The sequence below is a fragment of the Agrobacterium sp. SORGH_AS_0440 genome, assembly GCF_031453135.1.
Classification (GTDB): Bacteria; Pseudomonadota; Alphaproteobacteria; order Rhizobiales; family Rhizobiaceae; genus Agrobacterium; species Agrobacterium pusense.
This window is the reverse complement of the sequence record NZ_JAVIYR010000003.1, coordinates 169,879-196,203: the sequence shown is the minus strand read 5'-3', so window position 1 is coordinate 196,203 and position 26,325 is coordinate 169,879. Positions and strand designations below refer to the sequence as shown.

The window sequence follows — 26,325 nt, the reverse complement described above, 5'->3', positions numbered from 1 at the left end:
GTCCGGAAACGAAACCATGTGACGCAGCAAGGCGAGCATTGCCCGGGCTGCACCAGACAGGAGCACGCCTACATGACCAATTCACCAAACACCCGGATCGGCGTCGGCATCGTCGGCGCCAGTGCCGATCGAGGCTGGGGCGGAATTGCTCACGTCCCGGCACTGCGGGCGCTTGATGCGTTCCAGATCCGCGCCGTCAGCACGACGCGTATGGAGAGTGCGAACGCGACCGCTAGCCTGCTGGGCGCCGATCTCGCCTTTGACACACATCAGGCACTGGTCGTTCGGCCCGAGGTCGACCTGGTGGTGGTTGCGGTCAAGGTTCCGGATCACCAGCAGATCGTTTCCGACGCGCTCGCCGCGGGCAAGATGGTCTATTGCGAATGGCCGCTCGCGCGAAATCTATCGGAAGCCGAAGCGCTGGAGGGGCTTGCCCGCAAACGGCGGCTGCGTACGGTTATTGGCCTGCAGGGCGGCCTGCATCCGCCAATCCGCTACCTTCACGACCTCATCCGTCAGGGCGTGATCGGCATGCCGCTCAGCACGAGCATCCGAGCGCATCTGAACGACGACATGTGGGTCGGCCGATACGATCCGCCATTCGAGTACATGGCTCGCGCAGCGAATGGCGCGACGCTTCAAAGCATCATGCTCGGCCACGCGCTCCAACCATTGGCCCACGTGCTCGGCGGATTCGAGAGCCTGTCCGCCGTCGTCAACAATCGGCGCGGCGACGGCGTCCGCCTTTCGGATGGCTCGTCCCTCCCGAAGGATTCGCCGGACGAGATCATCGTAGCCGGCGTTCTCGAAGGCGGGATCGTCACTTCTTTGCACTACAGCGCCGGACAGTCCGCCGGCTTGGTGTGGGAGATCCAGGGCACGGAAGGCAGTTTGCGCGTGGAGACGGCGTCGGGCTACATCCACTTCGGTGATATGACCATCACGTTGCGCCGCGGCAGCGAGCCTGTCCAGCAGCTACAGGTCCCAACAGTATATGCGGCTCCCGACCTGCAACTTGAGGCGCCCGCGGCGGGTGTCGCCCGGCTCTACGCCCAGCTCGCCGCCGACCTTCGCGACGGAACCGCAGATGCGCCAGACTTCGCGGTCGCGCTCGATCGTCACCGGGTGCTCGAGGCGATCACACAGGCCAATCAGACGGGTCATCGCCAGCATCTCAACCCCTAAAAACCCAGGAAGGGTTCTAGCATGTGCTGTGGCTCATCTTTGCGCGTGCAACCCAAAGGTCGAGCAACCGCGTAAGCACCGGCGTGCTTTCGTATCACGCTCCAGGTCGACGGGTGGGCGCCCGGCAATGCAAACGAAGTCCGACTTCGGTACAGTGGTGTGGTCGGGGCCCAGCGTGTGTGCGGTGTTGGAAAGCGGCTTCAACACGTCGCGGACCTTTATCGAATACGAAGATCAGAACCAGTTGAGCCACCGTTTCCCGATATAGTGGCTTTGACGAGATCCGGTTTGCGTAAAGGGGCGCATCATTGGTGAGAGGCTGGGCGCAAACGTCTCCGCTCGAGCCTCACACCGAACTCGGAACTAGTCCCGTCGTCGCTCTCTTCTCATACGTTCATGCTGCCGGCGTGCATCTTCTGCCATGATCTGGCTTAGCCTTGCCGACTCAAGGGTCCGCAGTTGCGCGTCGTCACGACGCTGCTGCTGCTGGAGCATACATGCGGTATGAGACGATGATCCGTATTGTGCGCCCATTCCAGAGCAGGTGTCGAGATCGGCGTAGCGTTCCTGTTCCGGTGTCTGGCAACCGGTCAGGATAAGGAGGCCTGCGAACATTGTTCCGGCAGACAGGCGTCGAATGACGATGTGATTTTGGGAGGCTTTGCTCATTTGATGTACCTTTTTTTTAGGCAAGTCAGTCAATTGCGAGAGCGAAGCGCGATCCCGCCAGACCCATATGGAATCTCACAGTTACGCAGAAATTACGTGATTCCGGACCAAGCTGGCTTTCAGGGTTGACCCCGACGCGACGTCATAGTTCAGGCAGTATGTCGATATCGTTTGAGTGTGGCGGCCCGCGATGGCGCCGTCGACGATCCGAGGTTCGACATGACTGCACCTGATCTCATCCCGATTGAAACGCTTTTTGGAATGCCAGAATTTTCGCGGGCGCAGATTTCGCCCGATGGCCGGCTGGTGGCCTATCTGGCGCCCTGGCATGGGCGGTTGAATATCTGGGTGCGGCCAGTCGGACAAGGCACGGCGCGGCGACTGACTAGCGATGAGATGCGCAATATCGACGGCTTCAGTTGGGCGCGTGATGCTCGCTACATCCTCTTCGTACAAGACACCCAGGGCGACGAGAACTGGCACCTTCATCGTGTGGAGGTGGACGGGGCAGAGACGGTGGGCGGGAAGGCCAGGACTGTCGACTTGACGCCCTATTCCGGCGTGCGGGTAATGGGACTGGACTTGTCCGCCGCGTTTCCAGGTAAGGCTTTCGTGCAGATGAACCTCAGAAGTCCGGGTTTGATCGACCTGTACGAGGTCGATATCGAAAGCGCTGAAACCAGGGTCGCCGCCATTAGTCCCGGTCGGTTCGTACGCTGGATCATTACGCCGAACGGACTGCATGCCTTCATCATCAACGACGGGGGTGACCATGAACTGGCTCGGTACGAGAACGGTGCTTTCACCACGTTGGCGAAGCTGAGCGGACGCGACCAGCCAATCGGCCCGATGCCGCTGATGGTGGCGGCGGATGGAAAGAGCATCTTGGTTGGCTGCAACGCGGGCAGCGACCACACCTATCTTGCTGCCATTGACCTTGCGACGGGCACGCACAGGGTCGTCGACAGCCAGCCCGATTTCAGCCTCGATACGCCGCGGCCAGAGGCCGATCCGCGCTTTCCCTCGAGCCTGATAACCAATCCTGTGACAGGCGAGCTGCTCGGACTGCGTTATCTTGGCAAAAGACAGCTGATACGGCCTCTGAACGCGCATTTTGCCGCCGTGCTAGACAGCCTACAGCGGCTGTTAGAGGGGGAAATAGGGTACATTTCCTGCGATGCGGACGGGCGACAATGGGTGGCGGAATTTTGGGATGACCGGCATCCCGGCACGACATGGTTTTACGATCATGAGAGCGGTGAAGCGCATGTGCTTGGCGAGCGATTCCCAGCGGTAAAAGCCGAGAGGCTGGCGAGCGTGCGACCCGTCGATGTGATGTCGCGCGATGGATTGACGTTGCCGTGCCATGTCACACTGCCCGTCTGGTTCAATGCCAAGGATGAGCCGCGTGCGCTGCCGACCGTGCTTCTGGTCCATGGCGGGCCATGGTATCGCGACGCCTGCATCTATGATCCGGAAGTCCAGTTCCTCGCCAACCGCGGCTATGCCGTGCTGCAGGTGAATTTTCGCGGCTCGACCGGCTATGGAAAGGCGTTCATGCAAGCCGCGATAGGGGAGTTCTCCGGGCGCATGCATGACGACCTGATCGACGGGCTCGACTGGCTAATCGGGCAGGGTATTGCCGACCCGGCGCGGGTGGCGATCTACGGTTGCTCCTATGGCGGTTACGCCGCGCTGGTGGGCGCCAGCTTCACGCCGGAGCGCTTCGCCGCAACCATTTCCTACTCCGGCATCTCCGACCTCCGGATGCTGGTGGATGGAGCGGTCCCGTTCGTACGACCTGCGCTGATCAACACCTACCTTTCTTACATGGGCGATCCTGACATCGAGACGCAGAACCGGGACATGCTCGCACGCTCGCCGGTCAGCCGGCTCGATTGCATTTCCAAACCGCTTTTGGTGGTTCACGGCGCCAACGATGTGCGTGTCGCAAAGGAACAGGCGGATCTGGTGGTGGAAAGGGTGCGAGCGAATGGTGTGGAGGTCGACTATCTTCTCAACGAGCGCGAAGGGCACTGGTTCATCAACGAGGATAGCAATATTGAGCTTTATCGGAGGATCGAGCGCTTTCTTGCACGGCATTTGAGGGGCGAATAATGAGGGCGGCGCATGCGCAGTAAGGAGATTGCAGGACTGGCGGGCGTGAGCATCCGCACGCTGCGGCACTACCACCAGATCGGACTTTTGCCGGAGCCGCCAAGACAGAACAATGGGTATCGCGCTTACAGCGTGTCGCATTTGATCCGACTGCTGCGTATCGGTCAATTGACGGCGCTCGGTTTCTCGCTCTCGCAAATCCCAGCCTTTCTCGACGGTCGTGCCGAAATGAGCGAGGACAGTTTGGACGCCCTTCTTGAGGGGCTCACGCGGCAGATCGAACTTCTGGAGCGTCAACGCCGGACTGTCACAGCCCTGCGTGACGGCAAAGGACCGCCGGACATGGCGCCGGAATTTGCTGCGTCTCTGATGCCGCTGGAGGTCGGGCGAGAACCTAAAGCGGTGCGGGCCGGTCGGGAACAATCCGTACTCCTGTCACACCTTCTGGATGAAGGGCAGCGCGCAGAACTGGCCCGGCTCTATGATCAACTCGCGGATCTCGAATATGGTGCTACCGTGCGAGAGCTGGGGGATCGTTTCGACGCGTTGGGGCCAGATAGTGACGACGTCGAGATTTCAGCTCTTGCCGTAGATTACATCGTCCATCTTGGATCATGGATGAGAGACTTCGACAACGCGTTGAGCGGCGGCAGGAAGCATCAGGCAGCAACGCTGCTTTGGCTTCATGCCCTGGAGAATACGAACGATCAGCAGAAACGCTTACTGAGGGAAATCAACAGCGGGCTGAAATCCAAGCGGTGATTGCGCGGTTTGCGCTGATAGTCGCGAGATGATTGACCGGTCGCGGGCGGCAATCGGATCCATGACATTGAAATGCGCCCCTGTCCCGTGCCCAGACATCATCAAGCCATATTCCAAACATCTGGTTATGGCTGGGGTCAATCATAATCAAGAGCAATATCATGGATATCAACGTTGCTTTAAAAGCCTTCATCCGCACCGTCGAGAAGGGGTCGATTACTGCTGCGGCGCGGGACCTGGGGGTAACGCAGCCGGCGGTCACGAAGCATATTTCGAACCTCGAACGGCACGTTCAAGCCAGGCTTCTGGAGCGCTCGTCGAAAATCGTTCGCCCGACGGCGCATGGGCTCGAATTATACGAGGCCAGCCGTGTTGCGATCGCATCGATCGACGCGGCGCTGGAGGGCGTTCGCATCAACACAGGTGAAATCGAAGGCAATCTAAAAATTCACGCCCCATCCTGCATTGGTGTTGGTCATCTCGAACGGATAGTCGGGGAATTTCAGGATAAGTATTGCGGGATTTCCGTCGAACTGGCTCTCGACGAGCGCACAGTCGACTTGGTCTATGATAATTTCGATTTGTCAGTTCATTACGGGAAAATCGAGGATCAGGACGTCATCGCACGCCGCATCGGATGGGTGGAGCGATTTCTCGTCGCTTCCCCTCTCTACCTGCAACAGGTAGGGCAGATTGACGACACGGGACGACTTTCAGAGCTTGAGGTTATTGGCACTCCGAAGATGCTTGCCCAGCGCAATACTATTTCCCTGTTGGGACCTGATGCGCGCGCTGAAGACGTCACCGTCAGGCCATTGCTCATAACGAACAATGCGCATGTCATGATTGCAGCACTTTTACGGGGACGGGGTGTGGGACTTGTGCAGAAGAACCTCGTATTGGACTTGTTGTCCAGCGGCGAGCTTGTAAGGGTGCTTCCCGAATATTGGCTGCGATCTACCGAAGCATTTCTCGCCTATCCGTCCACAAAGTTCATGCGACCGGTCGTCCGGGCATTTACGGACTTTGTTATGCCGCGGCTCAGGAACATTGACGGGATATCCCCGGTACAGCGGTAGCGGCGCATGGCATTGCCAACGGTTATGACGGCTATCACTCATGCAGATATGGAATATTCCCTCTGTTTGAGGATACCGTGCGATGCAAGCACGTCCAGCCGCAACCCGAAAGTCGCCTTCCATGATGCAGAACCGAAACAGTTTCATATCCCGTCGCACGTTCATAGTCGGCTCTTTAGCCGCGCCGGTCATACTCGGCGGATGCACAACAGTCCAAGAAAGATCGGCGTCAGGCTCACCCCAGCCCATTGCCACTCCGCAGCCTTCACCGGTCGACCCGGATCTCGCTTCCCGTTACGCTGCATTTGAGGACGGGGGACATTTCGTTCCTGCAGTTCCTTTTGAGCGGATGAACCCGGAATATCTCAGGCAGCGCGTTGCTGACCCGACCGGGGAGGCGCCGGGAACTGTTGTCGTTGATACGCCAAGGCGATTTCTCTATCTGGTGGAAAACGGCGGAACTGCGTTACGATATGGCGTGGGCATCGGGCGCGACGGATTCTCATGGGAAGGGAACGGATATATCCACTGGCGTCAGCATTGGCCAAGATGGAAGCCGCCAAGCGAGATGATTGCAAGGCAACCCGAACTGGAAAAATACTCTGTCGCAAACGGAGGGATGGATCCTGGACTGCATAACCCGCTCGGCGCTCGCGCTCTTTATATTTTCCAGAACGGAAAAGATACGCTGTATCGTCTCCACGGCAATCCCGAATGGCAATCCATCGGCAAGGCTGTTTCATCCGGCTGCGTCCGCCTTATGAACCAGGACATCGTTGACCTTTACGACCGCGTTCCGTTCCACGCGCCAATCGTCGTGCATCAGACGCCGATGGCCGTGTGATGGCAAATTGAGCGTTACGCGTTCTAAGCTGCTTGCCTCGATACGATGGCCGCCTAGTAATACTGCGGGGCAAGATCGCTGCAGATATTTTCTGAAGAGAGCCACACGTGGGGAAACGCCGCGAGCAAACCGTTTCTCAGCCATTGCTGGGCCGGGTGCCCGTCATTTCGACGATGCCAGGACAGCACGAATGGGACAGGGTTTAGGGGGAGCGGGAAATCGAAGACTGCAAGACGCTCCGCAAAGCCTGAATGAGCAACCACGCTTTCGATGACGGTCGCGACCATATCCGACGATGCAACCAATGCCGGCGCGGCGTGCATATGTGGAATGGTCACGGCCGCCCGCCTCCTGAAATTCTTCGAAGCCAGTGCGGCATCGGCGACATCCAGACCCTCATTATCGGGCGCCACCAGGATATGCCTCAGAGACAGAAACGTCTCGCGATCGAAAGGGCGGCCGAGGATCGGATGTTCCTTCCTAAGAATGCAAACGAACCGCTCCTGGAAAAGCCGGGCACTCAGGATCCGGCTCGTGGGCGTGGGAGGAATGCCGACCGTCAGATCGACGCCGCCGCTGTCGAGCAGGGAAACCGCGTCATCACGGCTGCTATAATCCCTGACCTTGATATCTATTCCGGGGGCTTTTTCCTCAAGCAGCGACAGGAGGCGCGGCAATATGACTGAACCTGCATGTGCCGAAACGGCAATGGAAAAAGATACGGTCGATTTGCCGGGATCAAAACCCTGCGTGAATTGCAATGTCCGCTGGATTTCCCGCAGAGCAAGTGAGATCGGTTCGGCAAGCTCTACCGCTCGCGGTGTAGGTTGAAGTCCGTTCGGCCCGCGAACGAATAATTCGTCCCGTAGCAGAAACCGCAATCTCGACAGGGCCGCGCTCATGGCCGGCTGGGTCCGGCCAATACGGCTTCCGGCACGTGTCACATTGCGCTCGGAATTGAGGGCATCAAAGGCAACGAGAAGATTGAGATCGATACCGTGTAAATTCATGGAATGGATAATTAAACTCATCCTGCATCGATCTCAAGCATCTTTTCCGTGTCAGCGTGAGTGTCCGTTTCCGTCGTTCAGCAACCAACCCGGATACTCGACGGGTAGACGACTGATCTGATCGAGCTTCGCCATGTCGCTATCGTCCAGCTCAATCGAAGCCGACCGAATGTTTTCCTGCAATTGCTCGACGCGCCTGGCACCGACGATGACTGTCGAGACAACGCTTTGCTTCAGCAACCAGGCGATCGCGATCTGCGCCGGGCTGGAGCCGTGTTTCTCCGCGACAGCTTTAAGGACCGCGATCAGGGGCTCTCCCCGGATGCGATCGATGGGTGGAAAATCCAATTCCGTCTGTCGGCCGCCTGCTGCGTTACCACCGGCGGAATACTTTCCGGTGAGATAGCCACCGGCAAGCGGACTCCACACCATGAGGCCAACACGTTCCGATGAGAGCAGCGGGCCAATCTCGCGCTCCAGATCGCGCCCGACAAGCGTATAATATGCCTGCAGTGAGGTGACGGGCGCGAGGGCTCTGGCGCGTATTATCCCGATCGCCTTCATGACCTGCCACGCGGCCCAGTTCGACAGGCCGATGTAGCGGACGTCCCCGGCTCGGACGAGTGTGTCGAGCGCTTCCAGCGTCTCCTCGATCGGTGTAGCGGAATCGAATGCGTGGATCTGATATAGGTCGATGTGGTCCAGACCAAGCCGGCCGAGGCTTGCCTTGCATTCGGAGATAATGTGTCCCCGCGAAGCGCCGCGATGGTTTGGTCCGTCACCCATGGCAGACGCGACTTTCGTGGCAATCACGACATCCCTGCGCGACACACCAAGGTTCTTCAGCGAGCGCCCCAGTATTTCTTCACTGCGCCCGTGCGCATATACATTTGCTGTATCGAAGAGGTTGATGCCAGCGTCGAGAGCGGCCTTGACCAGTACATCGGCATCCTCCTGACCCAGTCTTCCCACCTTGCCCCATAATCCGTCCGTCCCGCCGAACGTCATGGCGCCGAAGCACAATTCCGACACGAACAACCCGCTCTCACCGAGCTTGCGCATTTGCATGATGTGGTCCTTTTTCTGATGTTCGCCGATGTGGCGCGCGGTCTCGTTGAGGGCATTTCCGTACGGCTTGCGCTTACGGACGGCTCGACACTCGTTGCGAATGCCGGGCCGTCTGGGACATCTCAACCAATGTGCTGCCGATCACCTGTTCTTGCCGCAAGCTCGACGGCCGCAATCAGACGGCTGTTATGGCGGGCATGGTCGAACCCGGGAGTAGTGTATGTACCGTTCGTCAGATCGCGCCCCAGGGACGCATAGACCTCCCCGACATTGATAGCGGCGCCCGCCCAGAAATCGGCCGCGGTCGGGCCGACGCCAGTCGCTACAGGCGTATCGGGCGCAATGAACTCGAGGTTCGAAGAGAGTTTGATGTCTCCGACCTGTACACCTGCCAGATGATTGCCGGTCAGCTTCAGCCAGCCTTTGGAACCACGGATCTCGAAATTAAAACTCGCTTCATCTGCAGGTACGCCAGCCAGAATCTGAACGGACACAGGCGCACCGCTTGCCGTCTTTGCGATCAGATCGAGATGATCCGGAATCTCTCGCTTTGAAGTCTCGCCAGTATCGACGATCTCGATCTCCGGCCAGAGCAACTCCGTGCGAGCATCGACCTCGGTAATGTTACCGAGCACTGCCTCGATGACGTCCAGCACGTGGCCTGCCGTAATCGTCATGAAGCTGGCGCCGGAAGCGGCCTTGTTGAAATAGTCGTACACGCTTGGAGACTGCGGACCGTAGCCGAATGTGGTCGCGCCGACACGCGCGGACATCAGGCGCCCGAGTTTTCCCGAAGCGACAAGTTCCGCCGCACGCCGGACCGCAGGATTATGCCGGCCTTGCAGGCCGATCGCGGTATGCAAAGACCCCACTGTCGCAGCCATCTCGTTTGTTTCCGACAGCGTTGCGCCCAGAGGCGCTTCGCAATAGACCGATTTGCCCGCCTGCAGGGCGGCCATCACGAGCTCTTTGTGTGCCGGCACTTTCACGGCGACCGTGATGACCTCAATGCTCTCATCTCTTATCATCGCATAGGGATCGGCAAACCAGAGTTCTGCGCCGAATGCTTCGGCCGCCGCCTTGGCGCTTTCCTCGCGTCGGGTCGCGACTGCCGCCAGCGTCAGGTGAGGTTGTGACGCCAGGGCTGGCACATGCGATGCGCCCGCCCAACTTGCGTGAGTGTCCGCTCCAATAATACCCACACGAAATTTCTTATCCGACATCTGTAATGCTCCAGGTCACGTTACCGAACGCTCCCCGGCGTCCTGGGCAAGATGTAATCGACCCTCGGCACTGCGATGAAATCGATAAATAGTATGAGCGAACATCCACGCGGTGGATATCACCTACCGCTCCTGCGGCCACACTGCGACCAAAAGAAGTATTGCCCCGGTTGTCGCAATAGCGCTCAAGACCACTCGCGCCTGAAACGAAAGCGTCGGCGGGTGCCAAGGCATTCCTGACTGCCGCTTGGTCGGACCAACCGGATCGATATGGGCAGCACCGATAGTGGACATGTGTTTATCACGGCGAATTTCCGCCAGCTTATGGCGGACACGAATTGCGAGGAGCACAGCCAGATAAGCCGCGGTTGAGAAAGCCAACACCGCCGCCAAGCGCAAGGCGTTTTGTTGGGCAAGGACCCGATCTCGCGAAGCAGTCGCGATGCTGTCGATATAGGCTCCGAACAAAGCCGGGCCGGTGAGGGCGCCAATCGAATTGATCGCCCCAAAAAGGACGGTAAAACTCAAGAGTTCTCTGCCGCCTTTCTGCAGCGCGCTCGTGATGCCTAACACCAGTGCCGGCCCGAGAAAGAACATGGCTGAGAATGAAATTGCCGCCTGGGACAGATAAAGCCGCGGCAGATGCTCAAGGGCCGTAGCAGAGCTGTCGACAAATGCCGCGGCAGCGATTGCAGTGACCGCCAGCATCATGGGCATCACCAGTTTTTCGACATTTACCGTGATAGCGCTCATGATCACGCCGGCAACAGCGCTGACAAAGGTAACGATCGAAAGTGCTCTGAGGTGTTCGTCGCTGCCTCCTAGCGCCGTCAAAAACCTGGTCGCAACGTGCTGTTCGGCAAGAACGATCCTGGCCATGAAAATTGCAAAAGCAAAGCGGACGATATCACCGCTCCCGAGCCAGCGCAGGTTGAGAAGAGGTGCGGACCGGCCGTTCTCGAGTATCAGCGCGGTGATAATCATCGGAAGCGCGAGCGACAGAAACCAGATTATCCAAGGCGCCTCGAACCATCCTTCCAGTCGTCCGAGCCCCAATACTGCTGCAATCAGAGCGAGGCTACCCCCCAAAAGCAGGAAGGTGAGGAAATCCAAAGGTTCGAATGCTCGCTCTCGCTTGGCCGGGGGCAGCCGGAATGTCCCCACCGCGGCGAAAGAGAAAAATGCGAGACCGGCTTCGAACAGAAATATCGACTGCCAATACGAGCTGATAGACAGCCATGGCGAGATGACGGTCGCAAGAGGGAACGCGCATTGCGAGATGCCAAGGCCAAGTATCAGTCCCCTGACGCGCCAACGGCCCGGAAGGGCCTGCATCACGTAGAACAACGACAACGGCGTTAACGCCGCCGCAACAAAGCCGCTTGCAGCTCTAACGGCGAGTGTGAGCCAGTGATCTGCGGTCAACAGATAGGTAAGCGAGAGGAGAGCATAGAGGCCAAGGGCAATCAGCGTGAATACACGCAAGCCATATTGCTGGCGGAGCTTGATCAGCAGCAGATTGGCGGAAATATTGGTCATGGCATAGGCCATTGGCAACCATGCCGCCTGAATGACGCTCAATGCCAACCCCGTTCGCACCTCTGCGATGTTGACTATGACCAACGCGTTGCCCAACCCGCCCGTCAGACCCACAAGAATTGCGACGAAGGCATAGGCAATCCGCAGCGACAGGGCATGTTCCGGTGTCGCTGGCGACCCCGCGACCATTGGTCTTTCATGCTCGGGAAAGTCCCATGCCTCCTCACGGAAAAAGCTGCCAACTCGTCGCGTCAGTCTCATCGTCGTGCTCTCTCGTGGATACGGTATCAATCGGCAGCAGTCTAAACCAACTACGGTGGCCTGGGGCGTTGCTGGTTTGGCAACATTAGGTTCGAACTATCGCGACTTGCTGCGGGCCGTCATTCGCTCAAAATCAGCGGCATCGTTCGAGGCACCGTTCATTCGTTAATAAAGCGGGCGGGCTTCACCCTTAACTTCAGGAGGCAAAGATGCTTCACAGGTCCATCAGCAGGATTACGACGACACCGCCTCTCGGGCCCGGTTTCGCAGGCGAGCGGCACAAGGCGGCCCTCGTCGTCGCGCCGGGAGATTTTTCCGCGACCGATCCGTTCTTCTTGATGGCGGACGACCATGTGACCGCGGAGGGGCAATTCGGCGAGGCCCACCCTCATGCCGGCCTGGAGACCGTCACGTTCATGCTTCACGGCACTATGGAGGATGCCGGCGGACGCCTGGTCGAAGGTGACGTGGAATGGATGACTGCCGGAAGCGGCATCGTCCATTCGGAAGATGCCCGGGTTTCGACAGGGATGCGTCTGTTTCAGCTATGGCTGGTTCTCCCTGAGCGGGACCGCAACATCGCGCCAAGGGTACAGATCCTGAGACGGGATGAAATGCCGGTACACCGGGGTGACGGTTTCGAGGCGACCGTCTACAGCGGTCGTTCGGCAGGGATCATCGCGCCAGCAAAGAACGCCGTGCCAGTGACCTTGGCCGATATTCGCCTTGAGACGGAAGCAGAGTTCGAGCAGGTGTTGCCGTCGTCTTACAATGGTTTCGTTGTGGTCATCGCCGGCGAGATTGAGGCGGGCACAGGTAGGACACTTCTCACCGAGGACAAAGTCGGCTGGACCAGCCCGGTGGCGGTTCATGGTGACAGCTTTATGAGGCTGAAGGCGGGGAAGGACGGTGCTCGGGTGCTTTTGTATGCAGGCCAACCGCAAAACATCCATGTCGTTGCACAAGGCCCATTTATCGCAGGCTCCAAAGAGGAGCTTGCCGACTACTATGCCGCATACCGCAACGGCAAATTCCCGAATGCCGGCACGATGCGACCTGCCTGATCTCGCTTTCCAGCCGCCACGACACCACAAAGGGTTTCGTTATCAGCAACCCGACGTTCCGCCATTGCTGTCTTTAGCCGTTCGACAGCACGGATATGTTTGCGAACAGCAGACCCGCAAACGGGCTGAGAACACAAGCCGCTTCACCACCACTCGTTCGAAACTCAAGCGGATTTCATCAAGCCTTCCGAACATGGATCGCCCTTGGTCCGTGAGCGGGATCACTCGCCCCGGTATCCGCAATCAGCCCATGGAGGAACAGATGACCGAATCCGCCACCGCAGCCGTGCTGGAAGAAAAAAACGGCCCCTTCATCCTCCGTGATGTGAAGCTTGAGGCGCCGCGCCCCGACGAAGTGCTCATCCGCATGGTTGCTACGGGCATCTGCGCAACCGATGCGCATGTCAGGCAACAGCTCATGCCGACGCCGCTGCCGGCGATCTTGGGCCATGAGGGCGCCGGCATCGTTGAACGTGTCGGATCGACCGTATCGCATCTCAAGCCCGGCGATCATGTGGTTCTTTCCTATCACTCCTGCGGCCACTGCAAACCCTGCATGTCTTCCCATGCAGCCTATTGCGATCATGTCTGGGAAACAAATTTCGCCGGCACCAGGCTCGATGGAACGATCGGCGTGGCAGCGCCCGACGGAAACAGGCTCCATGCGCATTTCTTTGGTCAGTCCTCATTCTCCACCTATGCGCTCGCTCATCAGCGCAATGCCGTCAAGGTCCCGTACGATGTTCCGCTCGAACTGCTCGGGCCGCTCGGTTGCGGGTTTCAGACCGGAGCCGGCTCGGTCCTGAAGGCGCTGAAAGTGCCGGTCGGTGCTTCGATCGCGATCTTCGGAGTAGGGGCGGTGGGACTGGCTGCAATCATGGCTGCCAAGGTCGCCGATGCGGCAATCATCATCGCCATCGATGTCAATACCGAACGGCTGAAGCTCGCTTCCGACCTCGGCGCGACACATTGCGTCAACCCGCGTGAGCAAACCGATGTAGCCGCGGCGATCAGGGATATCACCTCTCGCGGCGTCGAATACGTTCTCGACACGAGCGGCCGGAAGGAGAACCTGGATGCCGGCATCGGCGCTCTTGCTCCGATGGGGCAGTTCGGTTTCGTCGCCTTCAACGGCCATTCGGGCGCAGTTGTCGATGCATCCCGGCTCACGGTAGGGCAAAGCCTCATCGGGATTATCCAGGGCGATGCCATTTCTGGCCTGATGATCCCGGAACTGGTCGGACTCTACCGAAGCGGCCGTTTCCCGTTCGACAGGCTGCTCACCTTCTACGACTTCGCTGATATCAATGAGGCATTTGACGATGTCGCGGCAGGGCGCGTGATCAAGGCCGTCCTGCGCTTTCCCCCGCAAGCCGCTTAACCACCCACTTTTCTTTCGATATCGCAAACATCATGAAGGATTGATCACATGTGCGACCGACACCAGAAGCTGATCAGAGCGACCGACAAACCTAACTTTTTCGGGATCGACCATTACGGCTTTCCGGAGGCCGGGGAACACCCCGCTGATCCGCCGGGATACTATCCCGAGTATTTCTCTTCCGAACGCTTCCAGCGGCTCGGCTACCACGTCGAGGAGCTTCGCGGCGGTTTCTACTGGGTCACCAGTGGAGGCTACGACGCGGCCTTCGTTGTGACCAGCGACGGTGTCGTCGCCATCGACGCACCGCCGACGATCGGCGAAAACATGCTGGCCGCGATCGAAGACGTCACGGACAAACCGGTAACGCATTTGATCTACAGCCACTGGCACACCGATCACATCGGCGCCGCCTCTGTTTTCGGACCGAATGTCGAGATCGTCGCACACGACATCACCAAGGAATTGCTCGAGCGGTTTCCCGATCCGAACCGACCAGTACCGACCGTGACATTCGACAAGGATCATCTGCTTGTCGTCGGCGGGGTGACGCTCGAACTGTCCTACAAGGGCGAGAACCACTGCCCAGGTAACATCTTTATTTACGCGCCAGCGCAAAAGGTGCTGACCGTCATCGACATCGTCAGTCCCGGCAGCGCCACCTTCATGCATTGCGACGCATCGCAGAATATTACCGGTTGGTACGAAGCCCAGAAGCAACTGATGGAATATGACTTCGATTTCCTCGTCGCCGGCCATCACATGAAGTACGGGACGCCGGAAACGGTCGCAGCTTCAATCGAGTATTTCCAGGACGTCCTCGACGGAGCACAGGCAGCCGTGGATCGATTCAGCCGGTCGGATGCGCTCGTCAGCATCCTGGAGGGCGCCGGCTGGGACCAGATGTTTTCCGGGACCGAGAACTGGATCAATTCTATGGCCAATTTCGCCACGAAATATGTCCTGGAAAAGAAGAGCAGCAATGGCCAACTTTGGTCCGAGCGGCTCGCCGGCGTGACGACGCAGACGAAATACCACGCCTATACCGTGCTGGAGTCGATCCGTTTGGAAAGGCCACGGCCAAACTACCGCCTGCGCGGCGAAAATCCGCCGCCATTCCTGACCTGAGCCGGGATCGTCCTCCGGCACACCTCGAAATCGAGTGGGCACGGCATTACCCCGTTGTGTCCGGAGGCCGCCCATGAGCGCGGGGCGGATCTCGCGCGCCCTTGCAACATCAGAAAGGCAAGTCAATGACGACGTTTTCCGCAAACAACTGGATCGACGGCATCTTTGTCTCGTCTTCCAAACGCGGCCGCTCTATCGATCCGGCGACATATGAGACGATCGGAGATTATCCGGACGATGGCGGAGCGGCCGCGCACTCTGCGATCGAAGCCGCGAAACGCGCGTTCCGCGAAACCGCCTGGCGCGACGATGCCGAGCTTCGTGCAAGGGTGCTCGATCAGATGGCATCGGCAATCGAGCGAAATCGCGAACGCCTGATCGAAATCCTCTCGCTTGAGAACGGCAAACTGCTCGGCGAGGCGGCACTGGAGATCGACGGAAGTCCGAGCAAGCTTCGGTACTGGGCTGCGATGGCGCGTACTGAGGCAGGGCGGGCGACATTGCCCAAACCCGGCAGCCTCTCCGTGATTCTACGCCAGCCGATGGGAGTGGCAGGGATTATCGTTCCCTGGAATTCTCCCGTCATATTGTCGGTTCGTTCATTCGCTCCAGCGCTCGCCGCCGGCTGCACGGTCGTCGTCAAGATGCCCGGTCAGACGGCGCAAGTCGCCAGTGTTCTAACCGAGGTCCTCGCGGAAGCGGCAGACCTGCCGGAAGGCGTCGTGAACATGTTCGTCGAGAGCGGTGCGGACGGCGCTGCGCTTCTGGTTGAAAGTCACGATGTGCCGACGATCAGCTTCACTGGAAGCACACAAACCGGGCGAACCATCGGGGCTATCGGTGCAAAGAGAATGAAGCGGTTCGGGCTCGAACTTGGCGGCAAGACCCCAATGATCGTGTTTGACGATGCCGACATTGAAGCCATGCTGCCTGTTCTCGAAAAAGCTCTCACCATCTTTGCTGGTCAGTTCTGCATGACCGGCTCACGGCTACTGGTGCAGAGTTCAATCTATGAACGGGTGCGCGACCGCCTCGCCGAAAGACTGCGTGCTGTCAAGGTCGGACCGGCATCCGACCCGGCGAGCGATATGGGGCCACTCATCGACAAGGAGAACGTAGCCCGTGTCGACAACGTGGTGAAAAATGCGCTGTCGCAGGGTGCAACTGTGGTCGTTCGAGGAGGTCCAGTGACAGAAGGCCCATTGGCGAAAGGTGCTTTTTTCCGTCCTTCGATGCTGGAGGTATCCGACAACAGCCTGCCGATCGTGCAGCAGGAAACATTCGGTCCTGTGATAACCATCCAGCGGTTCTCAGATGAGCGGGAAGCCGTGGTGCTGGCAAACGATAACGACTATGGCCTGTCCGCCTCGGTCTGGACGCGGGACCTGGATCGCTCGTTACGGGTCGCACAGGCGCTTGAAGCGGGAAGCGTATTCGTCAACGACTGGGCCAAGGTGTATGACGGGACGGAGGAGGGTGGCTTCAAGCAATCCGGTCTCGGGAGGCTGAACGGCGTTGCCGCAATCGAGGACTTTATCGAGTACAAGCACATCGCCCTCAAGCCGGGCTTGCTGCGATAAAAGGAGCCAGTTGGTCAGAAGGTGTGCTTCCTTTAAGCCAGCGCGTCGATTGCTGGAGCTTCAATTGAAATTCGCATTCGGTCTTCCGGCGTAATCTCCACTTAATGTTACCAATCCAGTTTGGCTGACCGATGCAGACATCTGACAAAATTGGTCGGCATCTCCTCTAATTGAATACAGCAACTTCCGAGAGGATAATGATTTGCAAGACAAGGTCGACGCTTTGAAGCAGGCGGAAAGAACTATGATGGATGCGATACATGCAGCCATCATCCAGGCAGCAAAGGAATCGGAGGCTGCATTTCAGCCACTTGGACCACCAACCACCGCCCAAGCCTACTTCGCGGATGCCGCCATGCGTCAGCTGTTTTTGCACCTTTGTGGTGCGAATGCGGACACGGCCAAGGGTGGTGATCCAGACCACGCCTGGGAAATACTCTATTTGGGGCGCGGCACGGCCCGCTATTGGGAAAAAGAACACGGAATTCGGTCGAGGCGTCGAAAGGCAGAGAGCCATGCGGAGCTCGAAATAGAGAGACGCGAGAAATCTGCCCTTGCGCAAAGCGCTCGGGAGTTCGCAACCGACAGGGTTATCCGCGCACTGGTCGAACATGCCAGCGTTTCCGACCCCGATCTGCGCGATCGTATAGCGGCCTCCGTCGAGCCGGGTGTCAGCGTCACCGATCCACTTTCGCAAGTCGGGCAGGATTTCCGCGATTTGCTTAAAGTCTCGCTCGCCCGCCTTATCGGGAAAGCCCCTTGAAAGCCATCGGCGATACATTGGCGTAGGCCCGTTTCTCCGGTTGACATTTGGCGATGCGGTTCTGATTGGGCGCAGCCATAGCATCAGATCTCACGTTCGAATTTTTCATACAAGAAATTCACCAGCGCGCGCACTCGAGCAATGCCTGCGCGGGCTGGCGGCATCAATATGTGCAAATCTGCCCCGGCGTGACTATAGCCCGGACATACGACTTCGAGATCACCGTTAGCGAGCGCATCTTGAACCATGAAGATGGGCAGTACCACGATACCAAGTCCGCCGCGCGCCGCGGCAAGCATCATTTGACCGTTGTCTGTGCGGAACTGTGAGTTCACGCGGACTTGTTCCCATCCATCCGGACCTTGAAAACGCCAGCTGACCGTATCGAAGGAGTAGAGTATGGAGTTGTGCGCAGCCAGTTCAGCGGGCTTTGAGGGGCGCCCTCTGGCTTCCAGATAGGATGGACTGGCGACGACAGCCCAACGTACCTTAGCAAGTTTTCTCGTGATCAGCGCGGAATCGGGTATGCTTCCGATCCGTACGGCCAAATCGTACGCCTCTGCGACAAGATCCGGCTGACGGTCTTCAAAGCGGACATCGAAATGGATCCTTGGGTGGAGGAGGGCAAACTCTGCCAGCAGCGGAGCGAGACAGAATTCTCCGAAAGCGACGGGAACGGAAACTCTAACCTGACCAGATGCTTCGGTCGTCGACCTTACGACCATCTCCTGCGCTGATTCCAGTTCGGCCAACCCAGATGCTGCTCGTACATGATACTCGCGGCCGACGTCTGTAAGGGTTGTTCCCTTTTGGGAACGTGTGAGGAGCGTTGCGCCTAGAAAATTCTCCAACCGACTGACCCGGCGGCTGACGATCGATTTAGCGATCCCCAAACGGCTGGCCGCACCTGCGATACTGCCAGTTTCGACCACCCGAATGAAGGAGATCAAGTCCAAGATCTCGACAGACTCAGGTTCCGACATTAGCAACTCCCCCATCAGGTAAGTGCGGCCACTGCAACACCGGGTGCGCGAAATTGTCAAGTCTCCACGTTCGGCGCTCACACTGACGTCCTACAGCGACCCTACAGGTCGAGCTGAGTAAACGAACCGAGCAGTTCCGTGCTTGGTAAAAATCGCTGTCCGCCGTCGTCTTGGAAACCGAGCAGTATGGCTGCAGCGGCTCAGTGGAGCGGTGCCGCATCGACCGCACCTCGGCGGATCGCATAACGCTGCATAGCGTGCTGGCATCGTTCTTTTTTCCGCAACAGTGGGTTTCGCCTTGGCAGCCTATTACTCCCACGATCCAGGTTGCATGATTGAATCGATGAAAAGCCAGGAGATTAAATTGGGCCTTCCAACCGAAAATCCGGATATCCGCAGTATGACGGTGCAACTTCTTGCCAAACGCCGGACACAGTATTTTCTTGGCAAAAACATCGCGTTTCCTGACGAAGAGATTGATACACTTATTCGCGAGGCTGTCCGCCTGTCACCCTCAGCCTTTAATTCGCAAAGTTCGCGCATAGTGATCCTGCACCGCGATGAAAATAAGAAATTCTGGAACATCGTGAAGTCGGAGTTGAGTCATGTCGTTGAAGGAGAGGCGAAGACGCACGCCTTCAGAAAGATCGATGGCTTCGCTGCTGGAGCAGGTGCGGTTCTTTTCTTCGAAGACCGAAATGTGGTCAGGATGTTGCAAGATCAGTGGCCTTTGTATGCTGATCACTTTCCAGATTGGTCCGAGCAAGCCTCCGGGATGGCGCAACTTTCGGTCTGGATCGCGCTCGCCGGCGTGGGAATTGGAGCCAGTCTTCAGCATTACAACCCGCTGATTGACGCAAAGATCAAAAGACATTGGGACATACCGGAGACGTGGCGGTTGCGCGCGCAAATGCCGTTCGGCTCCAACGAGGCACCTTTTCCCGCAAAAACGACCATCTCCGATGGTGACCGCTTTCGAAGTTTCTTTTGCTAGAGCTGCGGACGAACGGCGATGCATGGTGATTTAATGGATTCAGAGGTTTAGACAAATTGAATCGCACGCCGAACGTTCAATGTCATCAAGGGCCGGCAGCCACACAGTGCCGGAAAGAGATTGCGCGATTAAAATGGAGGCGCGATATGTAGATACATTCCGACAGGGAGGCGACTATGGTTACGACCAGCTTGACCAGCCGCGAACTGAATCACGACCTCGGCAGAGCGAAAAAAGCTGCTGAGGCAGGGCCTGTCGTCATCACCGATCGAGGCAGACCTTCGCATGTGTTGATGACGTACCGTGAGTTCGAGCGTCTGACAGGTAAGCGTTACAATCTTGTCGATGCGCTCTCAATGCCAGGACTGTCGAATATCAATTTCGATCCGTCGCATTCGGAAATTGCGAGTCGCGAAGTTGATCTCTCTTGAAATACTTGCTCGACACAAAGGTTGTATACGAGCTCCGTAAAGTGGGTGTGACGGTTAGGCTGATCAGAACGTGACGACTTGGTTAGGGGTCAAGGAATCTCGTGATCTGTATATATCTGCCATAACAATTTCAGAACTTGAGCGCGGGATATTCAGCATCCAGCGCCGTGACTTCGAGAAGGGCTCTCGCTTGCGAGCCACGATAGCCGAGTTCGCCCGGAGTTCGCTGAGCGCATCATCTCTATCGATGAAGCCATTGCGACGCGATGTGCTCACTTGCATGTTCCGGATCGCCGCAATGAAGCAGATGCGCTTATTGCTGCGACAGCGATTGTGCATGGACTAGTGGTTGTCACACGCAACATTCATGATTTCCAGGGTACAGGCGTCGTTCTCGTAAACCCATGGCGTGTGCCTAAGAACCGGCATGCGCGGCGCCTTAAAATTGTTTCTGCGAGCTCGGCAGGAGCCTCATTGAGCTTTCGAAATGTATAGGTCAACCGCTCAGATACTATCAAGAGCGGAATTGGACTCAAGGGTTCGTAACTTCATTTCTATTGAGGAATATGCGGAGAGGGATAAAGCGCCGCGCCAACCTTCCGAGCGGCCGCCGCTAGGCGTTTATCCCTCGTCCACAAGCTGGATCGTCTGTCCAGGAGAGTTGAAGTCAACAAATGTGCATCAGTGTAGCCGATCCCCATGCTGAATATCGAATGGCGATCAATCACTGTCATTACCTCTGCATGGGTTGCGACTACTGCTTCACGCTGAGCTGTGAGAAACGCTAATACCGCATCCCGTTCTCGCAGAGTACCCAAGGCCAGTTCACCGACAACGAAAGGGTGGCAAAGCAGCCGATCATCTCCGATGATTTTGACTAGCTCCGGCTCTACGTGTCGGAAATGATCAATCCAGATGGAACTGTCGACAAGAATCACTTCCCCACTTCGCTCCGGCGGCGAGGCGCTGCCTCAGCCTCGGGCATAGTGCCTCCAAGAGCGATCAGCCGCTTGCCAGACTCGACTCGCACCAAAGTCTCTAGTGCCTGACGCACAAGAGCCGCGGTTTCCTTCGTGCCCGTTAGTGACTTTGCTCTTTCCATAAGGCTGTCGTCGAGATTGATGGTTGATCGCACAACTCGCTCCAAAACGTTGATATGCAAATAGCACCAATTGGTGCCGAAATCTACGCCCATCAAGCCCGCATTGTTTTATGCCCATTGCAGTCGCCGGTTCGAATCTCTTCATGAGCATACGAGATCATCGCGGCTCCCGCAGCCATGACGGAACGAGGCCCAAACCTGCGGAACGCGCGGCCGGTCCAGGGGGCCGCGAGCCCCATTGCGACGAACATCACGGAGGTTCCCACGAAGACCGTCGGCAGCAAGGTCTGGAATTCTCCCGCTACCGTCGCCGCGATAACTGGCAAGACACTCACTACGCCCCAGCCGGTAATCTGGGTCAGCGAAAGAAGGAACAACACAGAGAGATGACGTTGCATTGTCCACTCGTAGAGCCCAGGTGTGACGCTCAGATAACAGTAACGGCAACACCCGCATTACTAGCTTACTCACCTCCTTATGAAATATGTTCGTTTCCCGCTTATAGCTCAGGCGGAAGCGCAAACGCATCGCGCGGAATTACAAGTTTGATCACCAGCCCGCTCGGCTTCCAGTCCCTGGATACTCGGGCATTCAGGCTCTGGACCATCATCTTTTCAAGGGTTGGTCCGAAGCCGGTTTTTCAGCCGCGCTATCGTGGCTCCCGTGTTCGCATCCTGCCATACGATCTCGAAATGATCGGCTCTGACGTCACGGTCACATCCAACCGTCCGTCCATAATTCACGGCGTTCGTAGCATATTCGTGAACCAGCAGCGCAAGGCTTGTCTCCCGGTCGGCACAAATATGCGGGTTTTCGCCGTGCAAATGCCATCGCCCTCACCGGCACATGGATGTTCTTCCATGTCAAAGATACCGATCACGAGTGGAATTTCAGCCGGCAGTCCCGTGGACGGTCCCCTTAAGATATTCGGTTTTGCTGGTAATGCAATGTTCGATCTTGGCGCGGCACTGTCATGGCGGCGGAATGAAGACAGGCAAATAGCCGACGTGTTACAGATCCGTTGACCGAAGCACATGTTGAGGCAGTCAGCGATGAGCGCGATACAAGTTATTCCATACGTTCACGCATGGAATGAACGGTTCGAAGAGGAGCGCCTCAGACTGAGTGAATTACTGGGCGATCTCCTTGACGAGATTCACCATGTCGGTAGCACGTCAGTTCACGGTCTTTCGGCAAAACCGAAAATCGATATTGATGCGGTGTTGCGCCCTGAGGCCGTGATAGCCGAAGCGGTAGGGCGGGTAAAAGCCTTTCCGGAATTCACTTTCCATGGCGATCCGTATGGCGATGGCATGTGGACGTTTACATCCGGTCGCGGTTCCTGGGGGACGCGGCTCTATCTCTGCGCACCCGGCAACGCCACCCATATCAAACGCATTTTATTTCGAGACTGGCTGCGCACCCATCCTGCGGACGCTGAAACCTATGCTGACCTGAAATCACGGTTGGCTAAAGATGCGAACGGCGATTGGAAGCTTTACACGGGCGGAAAATCGGAGTTTGTGGCCCGTATCGTTGAACAGGCAGCTGCCCGAGCCGCGGACGAGGGCTTCCAGATCGATGAGTGTTCTTCTGCCGAACCAGTCATAGTTTCTCAGTGATGTAGAGGTATCGGTCGACAAAGACGCCGCTTTCCGCGAGCCGTTTCCGATAAACTTCCTTTCTGTCGTGCACTCGTTGCGCGACTTTTTGCGATGGCTTGTTTTTCGGGCTGATGATGCTGACCACTCTCGGTAAACCGAGACAGTGAAATGCATAGTCGCGGCAGGCGATTGCTGCCTCGGTTGCGAAACCGTTTCCCCAGAAATCACGCCATAAATGATAGCCTATTTCTGGCTCGGGACCTGCAGGAGTTTCCTGCAATGTAATACCACAATCGCCGACGACTTCTCCTGAGGATGCATCAATGACGCACCAAAGGCCGAAGCCATGCCGCTCGTAGCTATCGAACGCGAGTTTTTGAAACCATGCGCGGATTTCTGAAGGTGACTTGGTTGCCGGATAAAACCGCATGCATTTGGGGTCGGCGTAAATCCTGCCAAGCGAAACCAGATCGGTTTCCTCGATTCTGCGTAGCCACAGTCGTTCCGTCTTTACAAGGAATGACAAGTGCCCCTCCATCTATTCTGCGGCATTTTACCCTCGGGAACTGACAGCGAAACCAGACAGAGTTTCAAATCGGAACGACCGCAAACTTTCATTTACCACAAGGCGGATTGTCGAATTCTGCGCCGCGTATATGTCATCTTTGCCATTATGTATCCGGCCATAACAACAACCGATGAGGTGACATGATGTCAATCAACTCGGGTCATGCTCGATATTTCCCGCGACCCATACGAACTACAGCTAACCCGTTGGAACGGGCTATCCTGCAGTTAGAGAAGATGATCGACGCGCAAAGAACGAGTGCGCTACCGGCACCGTTTGCTCTTTATAAAGCCAAACGCATTCTCGAACGATGCCATCAGGGGAGTCCGATGCCGAAATGTGCGCGTGACTGCATGCCCAACGTGGAATAAGCGATCGGACATCGGTAGCACGGGTCCGAAACAATGAGCCTTACCGGCGGTCAAAGTCTGCTCGCCTGGTCATGACGACCTTCCCCGGCTCGTGCTACATCCAATATGCTGGCGCGGCGGCGAGCGTTATTTCCACTACAGCAGCCGAAGCGTGCTCTCATCACGGACTCCTGCGTAAAACATGTCCAGTGCGGCTTGGAAAGGTGAATCCCGTCCAGCAACAGCTCCAAACAACGTCATGCTGGATCGAAATTTGAGATCATCCGGGGACCCGAGAATGTCATGCGCGCTCAGATCGGTGTGCTGCAGCATGGCGGTCGTACACTCGACGAGGCGTGGTCCAAGCATAGGATGCGTCAAATACGCCTCCGCTTCCGAACGACCCGAGATCGCGTAAAAGCGCGCAGTTTCCGAACGACCAAGGTCATGCAGTTGCGGAAAGATGAACCACATCCAGTGTGAGCGCTTCAGTCCCGCCCGCAACTCGCTGAGGGCCACCTCGTAAATGTTTTGCTGCGCCGTCACAAAGCGCTCGAGATTGAATTTCATCGTCAGCTTTCTCCGATGCCAAGCCCAGCAAAACCGGCCTTTAGCGCTCCACAGCGCGATCTCGCGGGTTAATCCTGACAACGTCGGCGCCGGCCTGCTGTTCCCGAAACCGCTTTAGACATGTCGCAGCTTGCGTCGCGTCCACGTCGAACCCCGCATGCGAACGAAGTAGCCCGTGCGCTGGCGTTTGCTGCATATACCTTGATCCAGGACATCACTCGAACGACGATGCGCTCTACGGGCGCCCGCCTGATCGACCATCGCGGTGCATTACAACAATCAGGCCTGGCGCTTTAACTGGCCGATCACGGCAAATTGGCTATGGGAACGTCGGCAGAATGCTCGCGGCCACCGAGTTGCGGTGTTCATTGACTTGCAATGAACCGCCAGTTCGCGATTGCGGCCTGGCGGTGGGGCTCGGCACGCAAAAGGTAGTCCGGATGCCTGATGATTGAAAGCAGGTCCGAAAAGCTGTCGTAGCGTATCATCACGATGTCGTCCCACTGTTCGACCTCGGTCGAGACTAACGTCATGGCCTTGGATCCGACGTAAAGACGTTCGGAGATAATCCCGAGTTTTGATGCGATCTCCTGGAAAACGCCAGCATAGCCTTCGTAATATGCTGCCCGTGACGTCTCTTTCATATCCACGAACCCGCCCGGATAGTGAGGAGTTTCGCGGAAGCGGAGAAGATTTATCATCACGACGGGATTGCCGCCGAGCCGTTCAGCCGCGTCTGCCAGGATTTGGGGCGAGAGCGTATAAAGTTCCATGATCTGACTTTCTGACAAAATTCGTTCATATGTCAAACGTTGACAGTTTTTGTTATTATGTCAAGGATCGGGAATGGAAAGATTTTCAGACCGGGAAGAGAAGGTTGCTGTCGCGGCCGAGGATGTTTTTGTGCGCTACGGCTTCGCGCGCACAACGATGGGCGACATAGCAAGAGCCGCAGGTATCTCCCGCCCCGCGCTTTATATCCTGTTCCCGGACAAAGAGGCGATTTTCAGCCGCGTCATTGAGATGATGGACGCGAGATCCCTCGCAAAGATCCAGCAGGCCGTCGACCGGATTGAGTCTGTTGATGGGAAATTGTTGCATGCCTGTACCGTTTGGGGCCTCCACGGGGTGGAGCTGGCTTCAGCCCATCCTGACGCCGCAGACCTTTTTGATTTCCGGTTTCCCGCGGTTCGGGAGGTCTACGAGCGGTTTCAACAGTTTCTGGTTCGGATTTTGGAAGAGCACGTCCCGAACTGGACGCTACCCGTTTCTCGGGCTGAGTTTGCGGCGGCGCTCACCTATGGCCTTCGCGGCCTTCGCTATGCGGCGACGGACATCGATCACATGAAACGTCTCATTGACGTTCATGTCACTATCTACGGAATGTCACTTAAACGGAACGACAGCGCCCACGGATGACAGGCGCTTCGCAGTCCCTATCTTGCAGAAGCCTGGTATTGTTTGAGAGATGCCAGCCGTGCAACGGGCGCTTTCGGATGACCGCACGAGCAAGAGACTACGGGGCGTGTGCCGCGTAGGAGCAACGCTTCCTTGGGAACATCCTTTTCATATTCCTAGTGCTCATCACCGCGAACGGGACACCGTTTCATAAGCTTTTTGATCGTCCGCCGGTCTCCCCCGAAACGATCCAGCACCTCCACCGCCTGAGGCAGGCTGACCGAGTATTCCTGTTGAAGTTCCTCGACGGTGTACGGCTTTACTTCATGGTCTGGCATAGCGCCCTCCTTCTGATGCCCAAATGCAACCGCCTCGATTCGAGTTCCGAGCAGCGGAACATCCGCGCGCCTCGAGGGTTCGCCTTGGGAAAGGAGACCATCATGAGAGATTTGAACCCGAACACCGTAGGCCGGCCGGACGACCCGAAAGCCACATGCGGCTCAACATGGCGGCCGAGAGCCAAGGACGAGGATATCATCACCAACAATGACGAAGGTGCGCCCCCCGTGCCGATCGGCCAGCCTGGCGACCGTGAGCAAGGCAGCGACAGCGACGGCCCGATGGAAGGACAGTAGGTTGCGCCAGGCCGGC

The 26,325-nt window shown here is 57.4% G+C and carries 27 protein-coding genes and 1 pseudogene; 17 read left to right on the top strand and 11 right to left on the bottom strand.

Going from position 1 to position 26,325, the window contains the following annotated elements; all coding sequences use genetic code 11:
• Positions 1-72: 72 nt before the first annotated feature.
• The 5 genes from QE453_RS23785 (at position 73) to QE453_RS23765 (ending at position 6,657) form a co-directional block, all read left to right on the top strand.
• On the top strand, positions 73-1,185 hold the full coding sequence (locus QE453_RS23785) for a Gfo/Idh/MocA family oxidoreductase (protein ID WP_309778385.1): 1,113 nt from the start codon (positions 73-75) through the stop codon (positions 1,183-1,185).
• A gap of 888 nt (positions 1,186-2,073) precedes the next feature.
• Complete coding sequence (locus QE453_RS23780; RefSeq protein WP_309778383.1) at positions 2,074-3,972, top strand: S9 family peptidase; 1,899 nt, start codon at positions 2,074-2,076, stop codon at positions 3,970-3,972.
• A gap of 12 nt (positions 3,973-3,984) precedes the next feature.
• Positions 3,985-4,734 (top strand): MerR family transcriptional regulator, encoded by a 750-nt coding sequence (locus tag QE453_RS23775; RefSeq protein WP_309778382.1) that lies wholly within the window; start codon positions 3,985-3,987, stop codon positions 4,732-4,734.
• Between the two features lie 161 nt (positions 4,735-4,895).
• Positions 4,896-5,813, top strand: a complete 918-nt coding sequence (locus tag QE453_RS23770) for a LysR family transcriptional regulator (protein WP_309778381.1) — start codon at positions 4,896-4,898, stop codon at positions 5,811-5,813.
• Positions 5,814-5,937: 124 nt separating this feature from the next.
• On the top strand, positions 5,938-6,657 hold the full coding sequence (locus QE453_RS23765) for a L,D-transpeptidase family protein (protein ID WP_404977911.1): 720 nt from the start codon (positions 5,938-5,940) through the stop codon (positions 6,655-6,657).
• Between the two features lie 53 nt (positions 6,658-6,710).
• Here the strand turns inward: QE453_RS23765 and QE453_RS23760 are convergent, their stop codons facing one another.
• The 4 genes from QE453_RS23760 to QE453_RS23745 all read right to left on the bottom strand — a co-directional run bounded on the left by QE453_RS23760 (position 6,711) and on the right by QE453_RS23745 (position 11,758).
• Positions 6,711-7,688, bottom strand: coding sequence for a LysR family transcriptional regulator (locus tag QE453_RS23760; protein ID WP_309778379.1), 978 nt, complete (start codon positions 7,686-7,688; stop codon positions 6,711-6,713).
• Between the two features lie 30 nt (positions 7,689-7,718).
• Positions 7,719-8,735, bottom strand: a complete 1,017-nt coding sequence (locus QE453_RS23755) for an aldo/keto reductase (RefSeq protein WP_309778377.1) — start codon at positions 8,733-8,735, stop codon at positions 7,719-7,721.
• Positions 8,736-8,857: 122 nt separating this feature from the next.
• Positions 8,858-9,958 (bottom strand): Gfo/Idh/MocA family oxidoreductase, encoded by a 1,101-nt coding sequence (locus QE453_RS23750; protein WP_309778376.1) that lies wholly within the window; start codon positions 9,956-9,958, stop codon positions 8,858-8,860.
• A 123-nt stretch (positions 9,959-10,081) separates the two neighbouring features.
• Positions 10,082-11,758: an MFS transporter gene (locus tag QE453_RS23745; RefSeq protein ID WP_309778374.1), complete on the bottom strand. Its 1,677-nt coding sequence runs from the start codon at positions 11,756-11,758 to the stop codon at positions 10,082-10,084.
• Positions 11,759-11,967: 209 nt separating this feature from the next.
• Here QE453_RS23745 and QE453_RS23740 point away from each other — a divergent pair, with 209 nt between their 5' ends.
• The 5 genes from QE453_RS23740 to QE453_RS23720 all read left to right on the top strand — a co-directional run bounded on the left by QE453_RS23740 (position 11,968) and on the right by QE453_RS23720 (position 17,674).
• A complete protein-coding gene (locus tag QE453_RS23740; RefSeq protein ID WP_309778372.1) occupies positions 11,968-12,822 on the top strand; it encodes a pirin family protein in 855 nt (284 codons plus the stop codon).
• 262 nt (positions 12,823-13,084) lie between these two features.
• Positions 13,085-14,203 (top strand): NAD(P)-dependent alcohol dehydrogenase, encoded by a 1,119-nt coding sequence (locus QE453_RS23735; protein ID WP_309778370.1) that lies wholly within the window; start codon positions 13,085-13,087, stop codon positions 14,201-14,203.
• A 48-nt stretch (positions 14,204-14,251) separates the two neighbouring features.
• Positions 14,252-15,331 (top strand): MBL fold metallo-hydrolase, encoded by a 1,080-nt coding sequence (locus QE453_RS23730; RefSeq protein WP_309778369.1) that lies wholly within the window; start codon positions 14,252-14,254, stop codon positions 15,329-15,331.
• Positions 15,332-15,456: 125 nt separating this feature from the next.
• Positions 15,457-16,911, top strand: coding sequence for an aldehyde dehydrogenase family protein (locus tag QE453_RS23725; RefSeq protein WP_309778367.1), 1,455 nt, complete (start codon positions 15,457-15,459; stop codon positions 16,909-16,911).
• Between the two features lie 202 nt (positions 16,912-17,113).
• The gene (locus QE453_RS23720) at positions 17,114-17,674 is read left to right on the top strand and encodes a hypothetical protein (protein ID WP_309778365.1); all 561 of its coding nucleotides are present in this window, start codon (positions 17,114-17,116) and stop codon (positions 17,672-17,674) included.
• A gap of 83 nt (positions 17,675-17,757) precedes the next feature.
• Here QE453_RS23720 and QE453_RS23715 read toward each other — a convergent pair whose 3' ends face one another.
• Entirely contained in the window at positions 17,758-18,657 is a 900-nt protein-coding gene (locus QE453_RS23715; protein ID WP_309778363.1) for a LysR family transcriptional regulator, read from the bottom strand.
• 391 nt (positions 18,658-19,048) lie between these two features.
• Here QE453_RS23715 and QE453_RS23710 point away from each other — a divergent pair, with 391 nt between their 5' ends.
• The 3 genes and pseudogenes from QE453_RS23710 to QE453_RS23700 form a co-directional block, all read left to right on the top strand.
• Complete coding sequence (locus QE453_RS23710; protein WP_404977910.1) at positions 19,049-19,651, top strand: nitroreductase family protein; 603 nt, start codon at positions 19,049-19,051, stop codon at positions 19,649-19,651.
• Between the two features lie 176 nt (positions 19,652-19,827).
• Complete coding sequence (locus QE453_RS23705) at positions 19,828-20,082, top strand: type II toxin-antitoxin system Phd/YefM family antitoxin (protein ID WP_309778361.1); 255 nt, start codon at positions 19,828-19,830, stop codon at positions 20,080-20,082.
• Positions 20,079-20,493 (top strand): annotated as a pseudogene (locus QE453_RS23700) (type II toxin-antitoxin system VapC family toxin); the annotation flags it as partial. The gene QE453_RS23705 and the pseudogene QE453_RS23700, both read left to right, overlap by 4 nt.
• Positions 20,494-20,636: 143 nt before the next feature.
• On the opposite strand, the gene QE453_RS23695 reads toward QE453_RS23700, so the two are convergent.
• The 3 genes from QE453_RS23695 to QE453_RS23685 are packed head-to-tail and all read right to left on the bottom strand — an operon-like array spanning position 20,637 to position 21,582.
• Positions 20,637-21,020 carry a type II toxin-antitoxin system VapC family toxin gene (locus tag QE453_RS23695; RefSeq protein WP_309778359.1) on the bottom strand — a complete coding sequence of 128 codons (384 nt, stop codon included), beginning with the start codon at positions 21,018-21,020 and terminating at the stop codon, positions 20,637-20,639.
• Positions 21,017-21,217 carry a type II toxin-antitoxin system VapB family antitoxin gene (locus QE453_RS23690; protein WP_006699143.1) on the bottom strand — a complete coding sequence of 67 codons (201 nt, stop codon included), beginning with the start codon at positions 21,215-21,217 and terminating at the stop codon, positions 21,017-21,019. The genes QE453_RS23695 and QE453_RS23690 overlap by 4 nt, the downstream gene beginning before the upstream one ends.
• A 59-nt stretch (positions 21,218-21,276) precedes the next feature.
• The gene (locus QE453_RS23685; protein WP_309778357.1) at positions 21,277-21,582 is read right to left on the bottom strand and encodes a hypothetical protein; all 306 of its coding nucleotides are present in this window, start codon (positions 21,580-21,582) and stop codon (positions 21,277-21,279) included.
• A gap of 147 nt (positions 21,583-21,729) precedes the next feature.
• On the opposite strand from QE453_RS23685, the gene QE453_RS23680 reads away from it, so the two are divergent.
• Both QE453_RS23680 and QE453_RS23675 read left to right on the top strand, forming a co-directional pair.
• Positions 21,730-22,209 carry a hypothetical protein gene (locus tag QE453_RS23680; RefSeq protein WP_309778355.1) on the top strand — a complete coding sequence of 160 codons (480 nt, stop codon included), beginning with the start codon at positions 21,730-21,732 and terminating at the stop codon, positions 22,207-22,209.
• Positions 22,210-22,236: 27 nt separating this feature from the next.
• Positions 22,237-22,806, top strand: a complete 570-nt coding sequence (locus QE453_RS23675) for a GrpB family protein (protein ID WP_309778354.1) — start codon at positions 22,237-22,239, stop codon at positions 22,804-22,806.
• Here QE453_RS23675 and QE453_RS23670 read toward each other — a convergent pair.
• The 3 genes from QE453_RS23670 to QE453_RS23660 form a co-directional block, all read right to left on the bottom strand.
• The gene (locus QE453_RS23670; RefSeq protein WP_309778353.1) at positions 22,790-23,314 is read right to left on the bottom strand and encodes a GNAT family N-acetyltransferase; all 525 of its coding nucleotides are present in this window, start codon (positions 23,312-23,314) and stop codon (positions 22,790-22,792) included. The genes QE453_RS23675 and QE453_RS23670 overlap by 17 nt on opposite strands.
• A gap of 548 nt (positions 23,315-23,862) precedes the next feature.
• Entirely contained in the window at positions 23,863-24,276 is a 414-nt protein-coding gene (locus tag QE453_RS23665; protein WP_309778352.1) for a DUF1810 domain-containing protein, read from the bottom strand.
• Between the two features lie 365 nt (positions 24,277-24,641).
• Positions 24,642-25,049 (bottom strand): hypothetical protein, encoded by a 408-nt coding sequence (locus QE453_RS23660; RefSeq protein WP_309778351.1) that lies wholly within the window; start codon positions 25,047-25,049, stop codon positions 24,642-24,644.
• A gap of 73 nt (positions 25,050-25,122) precedes the next feature.
• On the opposite strand from QE453_RS23660, the gene QE453_RS23655 reads away from it, so the two are divergent.
• Both QE453_RS23655 and QE453_RS23650 read left to right on the top strand, forming a co-directional pair.
• The gene (locus tag QE453_RS23655; RefSeq protein WP_309778349.1) at positions 25,123-25,695 is read left to right on the top strand and encodes a helix-turn-helix domain-containing protein; all 573 of its coding nucleotides are present in this window, start codon (positions 25,123-25,125) and stop codon (positions 25,693-25,695) included.
• A gap of 419 nt (positions 25,696-26,114) precedes the next feature.
• Positions 26,115-26,309, top strand: coding sequence for a hypothetical protein (locus QE453_RS23650; RefSeq protein WP_309778347.1), 195 nt, complete (start codon positions 26,115-26,117; stop codon positions 26,307-26,309).
• Positions 26,310-26,325 lie beyond the last annotated feature (16 nt).

Bases quoted from the DNA above. Each gene is read 5' to 3' on its own strand.
- QE453_RS23785 (WP_309778385.1), top strand. From the start codon at position 73: ATGACCAATTCACCAAACACCCGGATCGGCGTCGGCATCGTCGGCGCC.
- QE453_RS23780 (WP_309778383.1), top strand. From the start codon at position 2,074: ATGACTGCACCTGATCTCATCCCGATTGAAACGCTTTTTGGAATGCCA.
- QE453_RS23775 (WP_309778382.1), top strand. From the start codon at position 3,985: ATGCGCAGTAAGGAGATTGCAGGACTGGCGGGCGTGAGCATCCGCACG.
- QE453_RS23770 (WP_309778381.1), top strand. From the start codon at position 4,896: ATGGATATCAACGTTGCTTTAAAAGCCTTCATCCGCACCGTCGAGAAG.
- QE453_RS23765 (WP_404977911.1), top strand. From the start codon at position 5,938: ATGCAGAACCGAAACAGTTTCATATCCCGTCGCACGTTCATAGTCGGC.
- QE453_RS23760 (WP_309778379.1), bottom strand. From the start codon at position 7,688: ATGAGTTTAATTATCCATTCCATGAATTTACACGGTATCGATCTCAAT.
- QE453_RS23755 (WP_309778377.1), bottom strand. From the start codon at position 8,735: ATGCAAATGCGCAAGCTCGGTGAGAGCGGGTTGTTCGTGTCGGAATTG.
- QE453_RS23750 (WP_309778376.1), bottom strand. From the start codon at position 9,958: ATGTCGGATAAGAAATTTCGTGTGGGTATTATTGGAGCGGACACTCAC.
- QE453_RS23745 (WP_309778374.1), bottom strand. From the start codon at position 11,758: ATGAGACTGACGCGACGAGTTGGCAGCTTTTTCCGTGAGGAGGCATGG.
- QE453_RS23740 (WP_309778372.1), top strand. From the start codon at position 11,968: ATGCTTCACAGGTCCATCAGCAGGATTACGACGACACCGCCTCTCGGG.
- QE453_RS23735 (WP_309778370.1), top strand. From the start codon at position 13,085: ATGACCGAATCCGCCACCGCAGCCGTGCTGGAAGAAAAAAACGGCCCC.
- QE453_RS23730 (WP_309778369.1), top strand. From the start codon at position 14,252: ATGTGCGACCGACACCAGAAGCTGATCAGAGCGACCGACAAACCTAAC.
- QE453_RS23725 (WP_309778367.1), top strand. From the start codon at position 15,457: ATGACGACGTTTTCCGCAAACAACTGGATCGACGGCATCTTTGTCTCG.
- QE453_RS23715 (WP_309778363.1), bottom strand. From the start codon at position 18,657: ATGTCGGAACCTGAGTCTGTCGAGATCTTGGACTTGATCTCCTTCATT.
- QE453_RS23705 (WP_309778361.1), top strand. From the start codon at position 19,828: ATGGTTACGACCAGCTTGACCAGCCGCGAACTGAATCACGACCTCGGC.
- QE453_RS23685 (WP_309778357.1), bottom strand. From the start codon at position 21,582: ATGCAACGTCATCTCTCTGTGTTGTTCCTTCTTTCGCTGACCCAGATT.
- QE453_RS23675 (WP_309778354.1), top strand. From the start codon at position 22,237: ATGAGCGCGATACAAGTTATTCCATACGTTCACGCATGGAATGAACGG.
- QE453_RS23665 (WP_309778352.1), bottom strand. From the start codon at position 24,276: ATGAAATTCAATCTCGAGCGCTTTGTGACGGCGCAGCAAAACATTTAC.
- QE453_RS23660 (WP_309778351.1), bottom strand. From the start codon at position 25,049: ATGGAACTTTATACGCTCTCGCCCCAAATCCTGGCAGACGCGGCTGAA.
- QE453_RS23655 (WP_309778349.1), top strand. From the start codon at position 25,123: ATGGAAAGATTTTCAGACCGGGAAGAGAAGGTTGCTGTCGCGGCCGAG.
- QE453_RS23650 (WP_309778347.1), top strand. From the start codon at position 26,115: ATGAGAGATTTGAACCCGAACACCGTAGGCCGGCCGGACGACCCGAAA.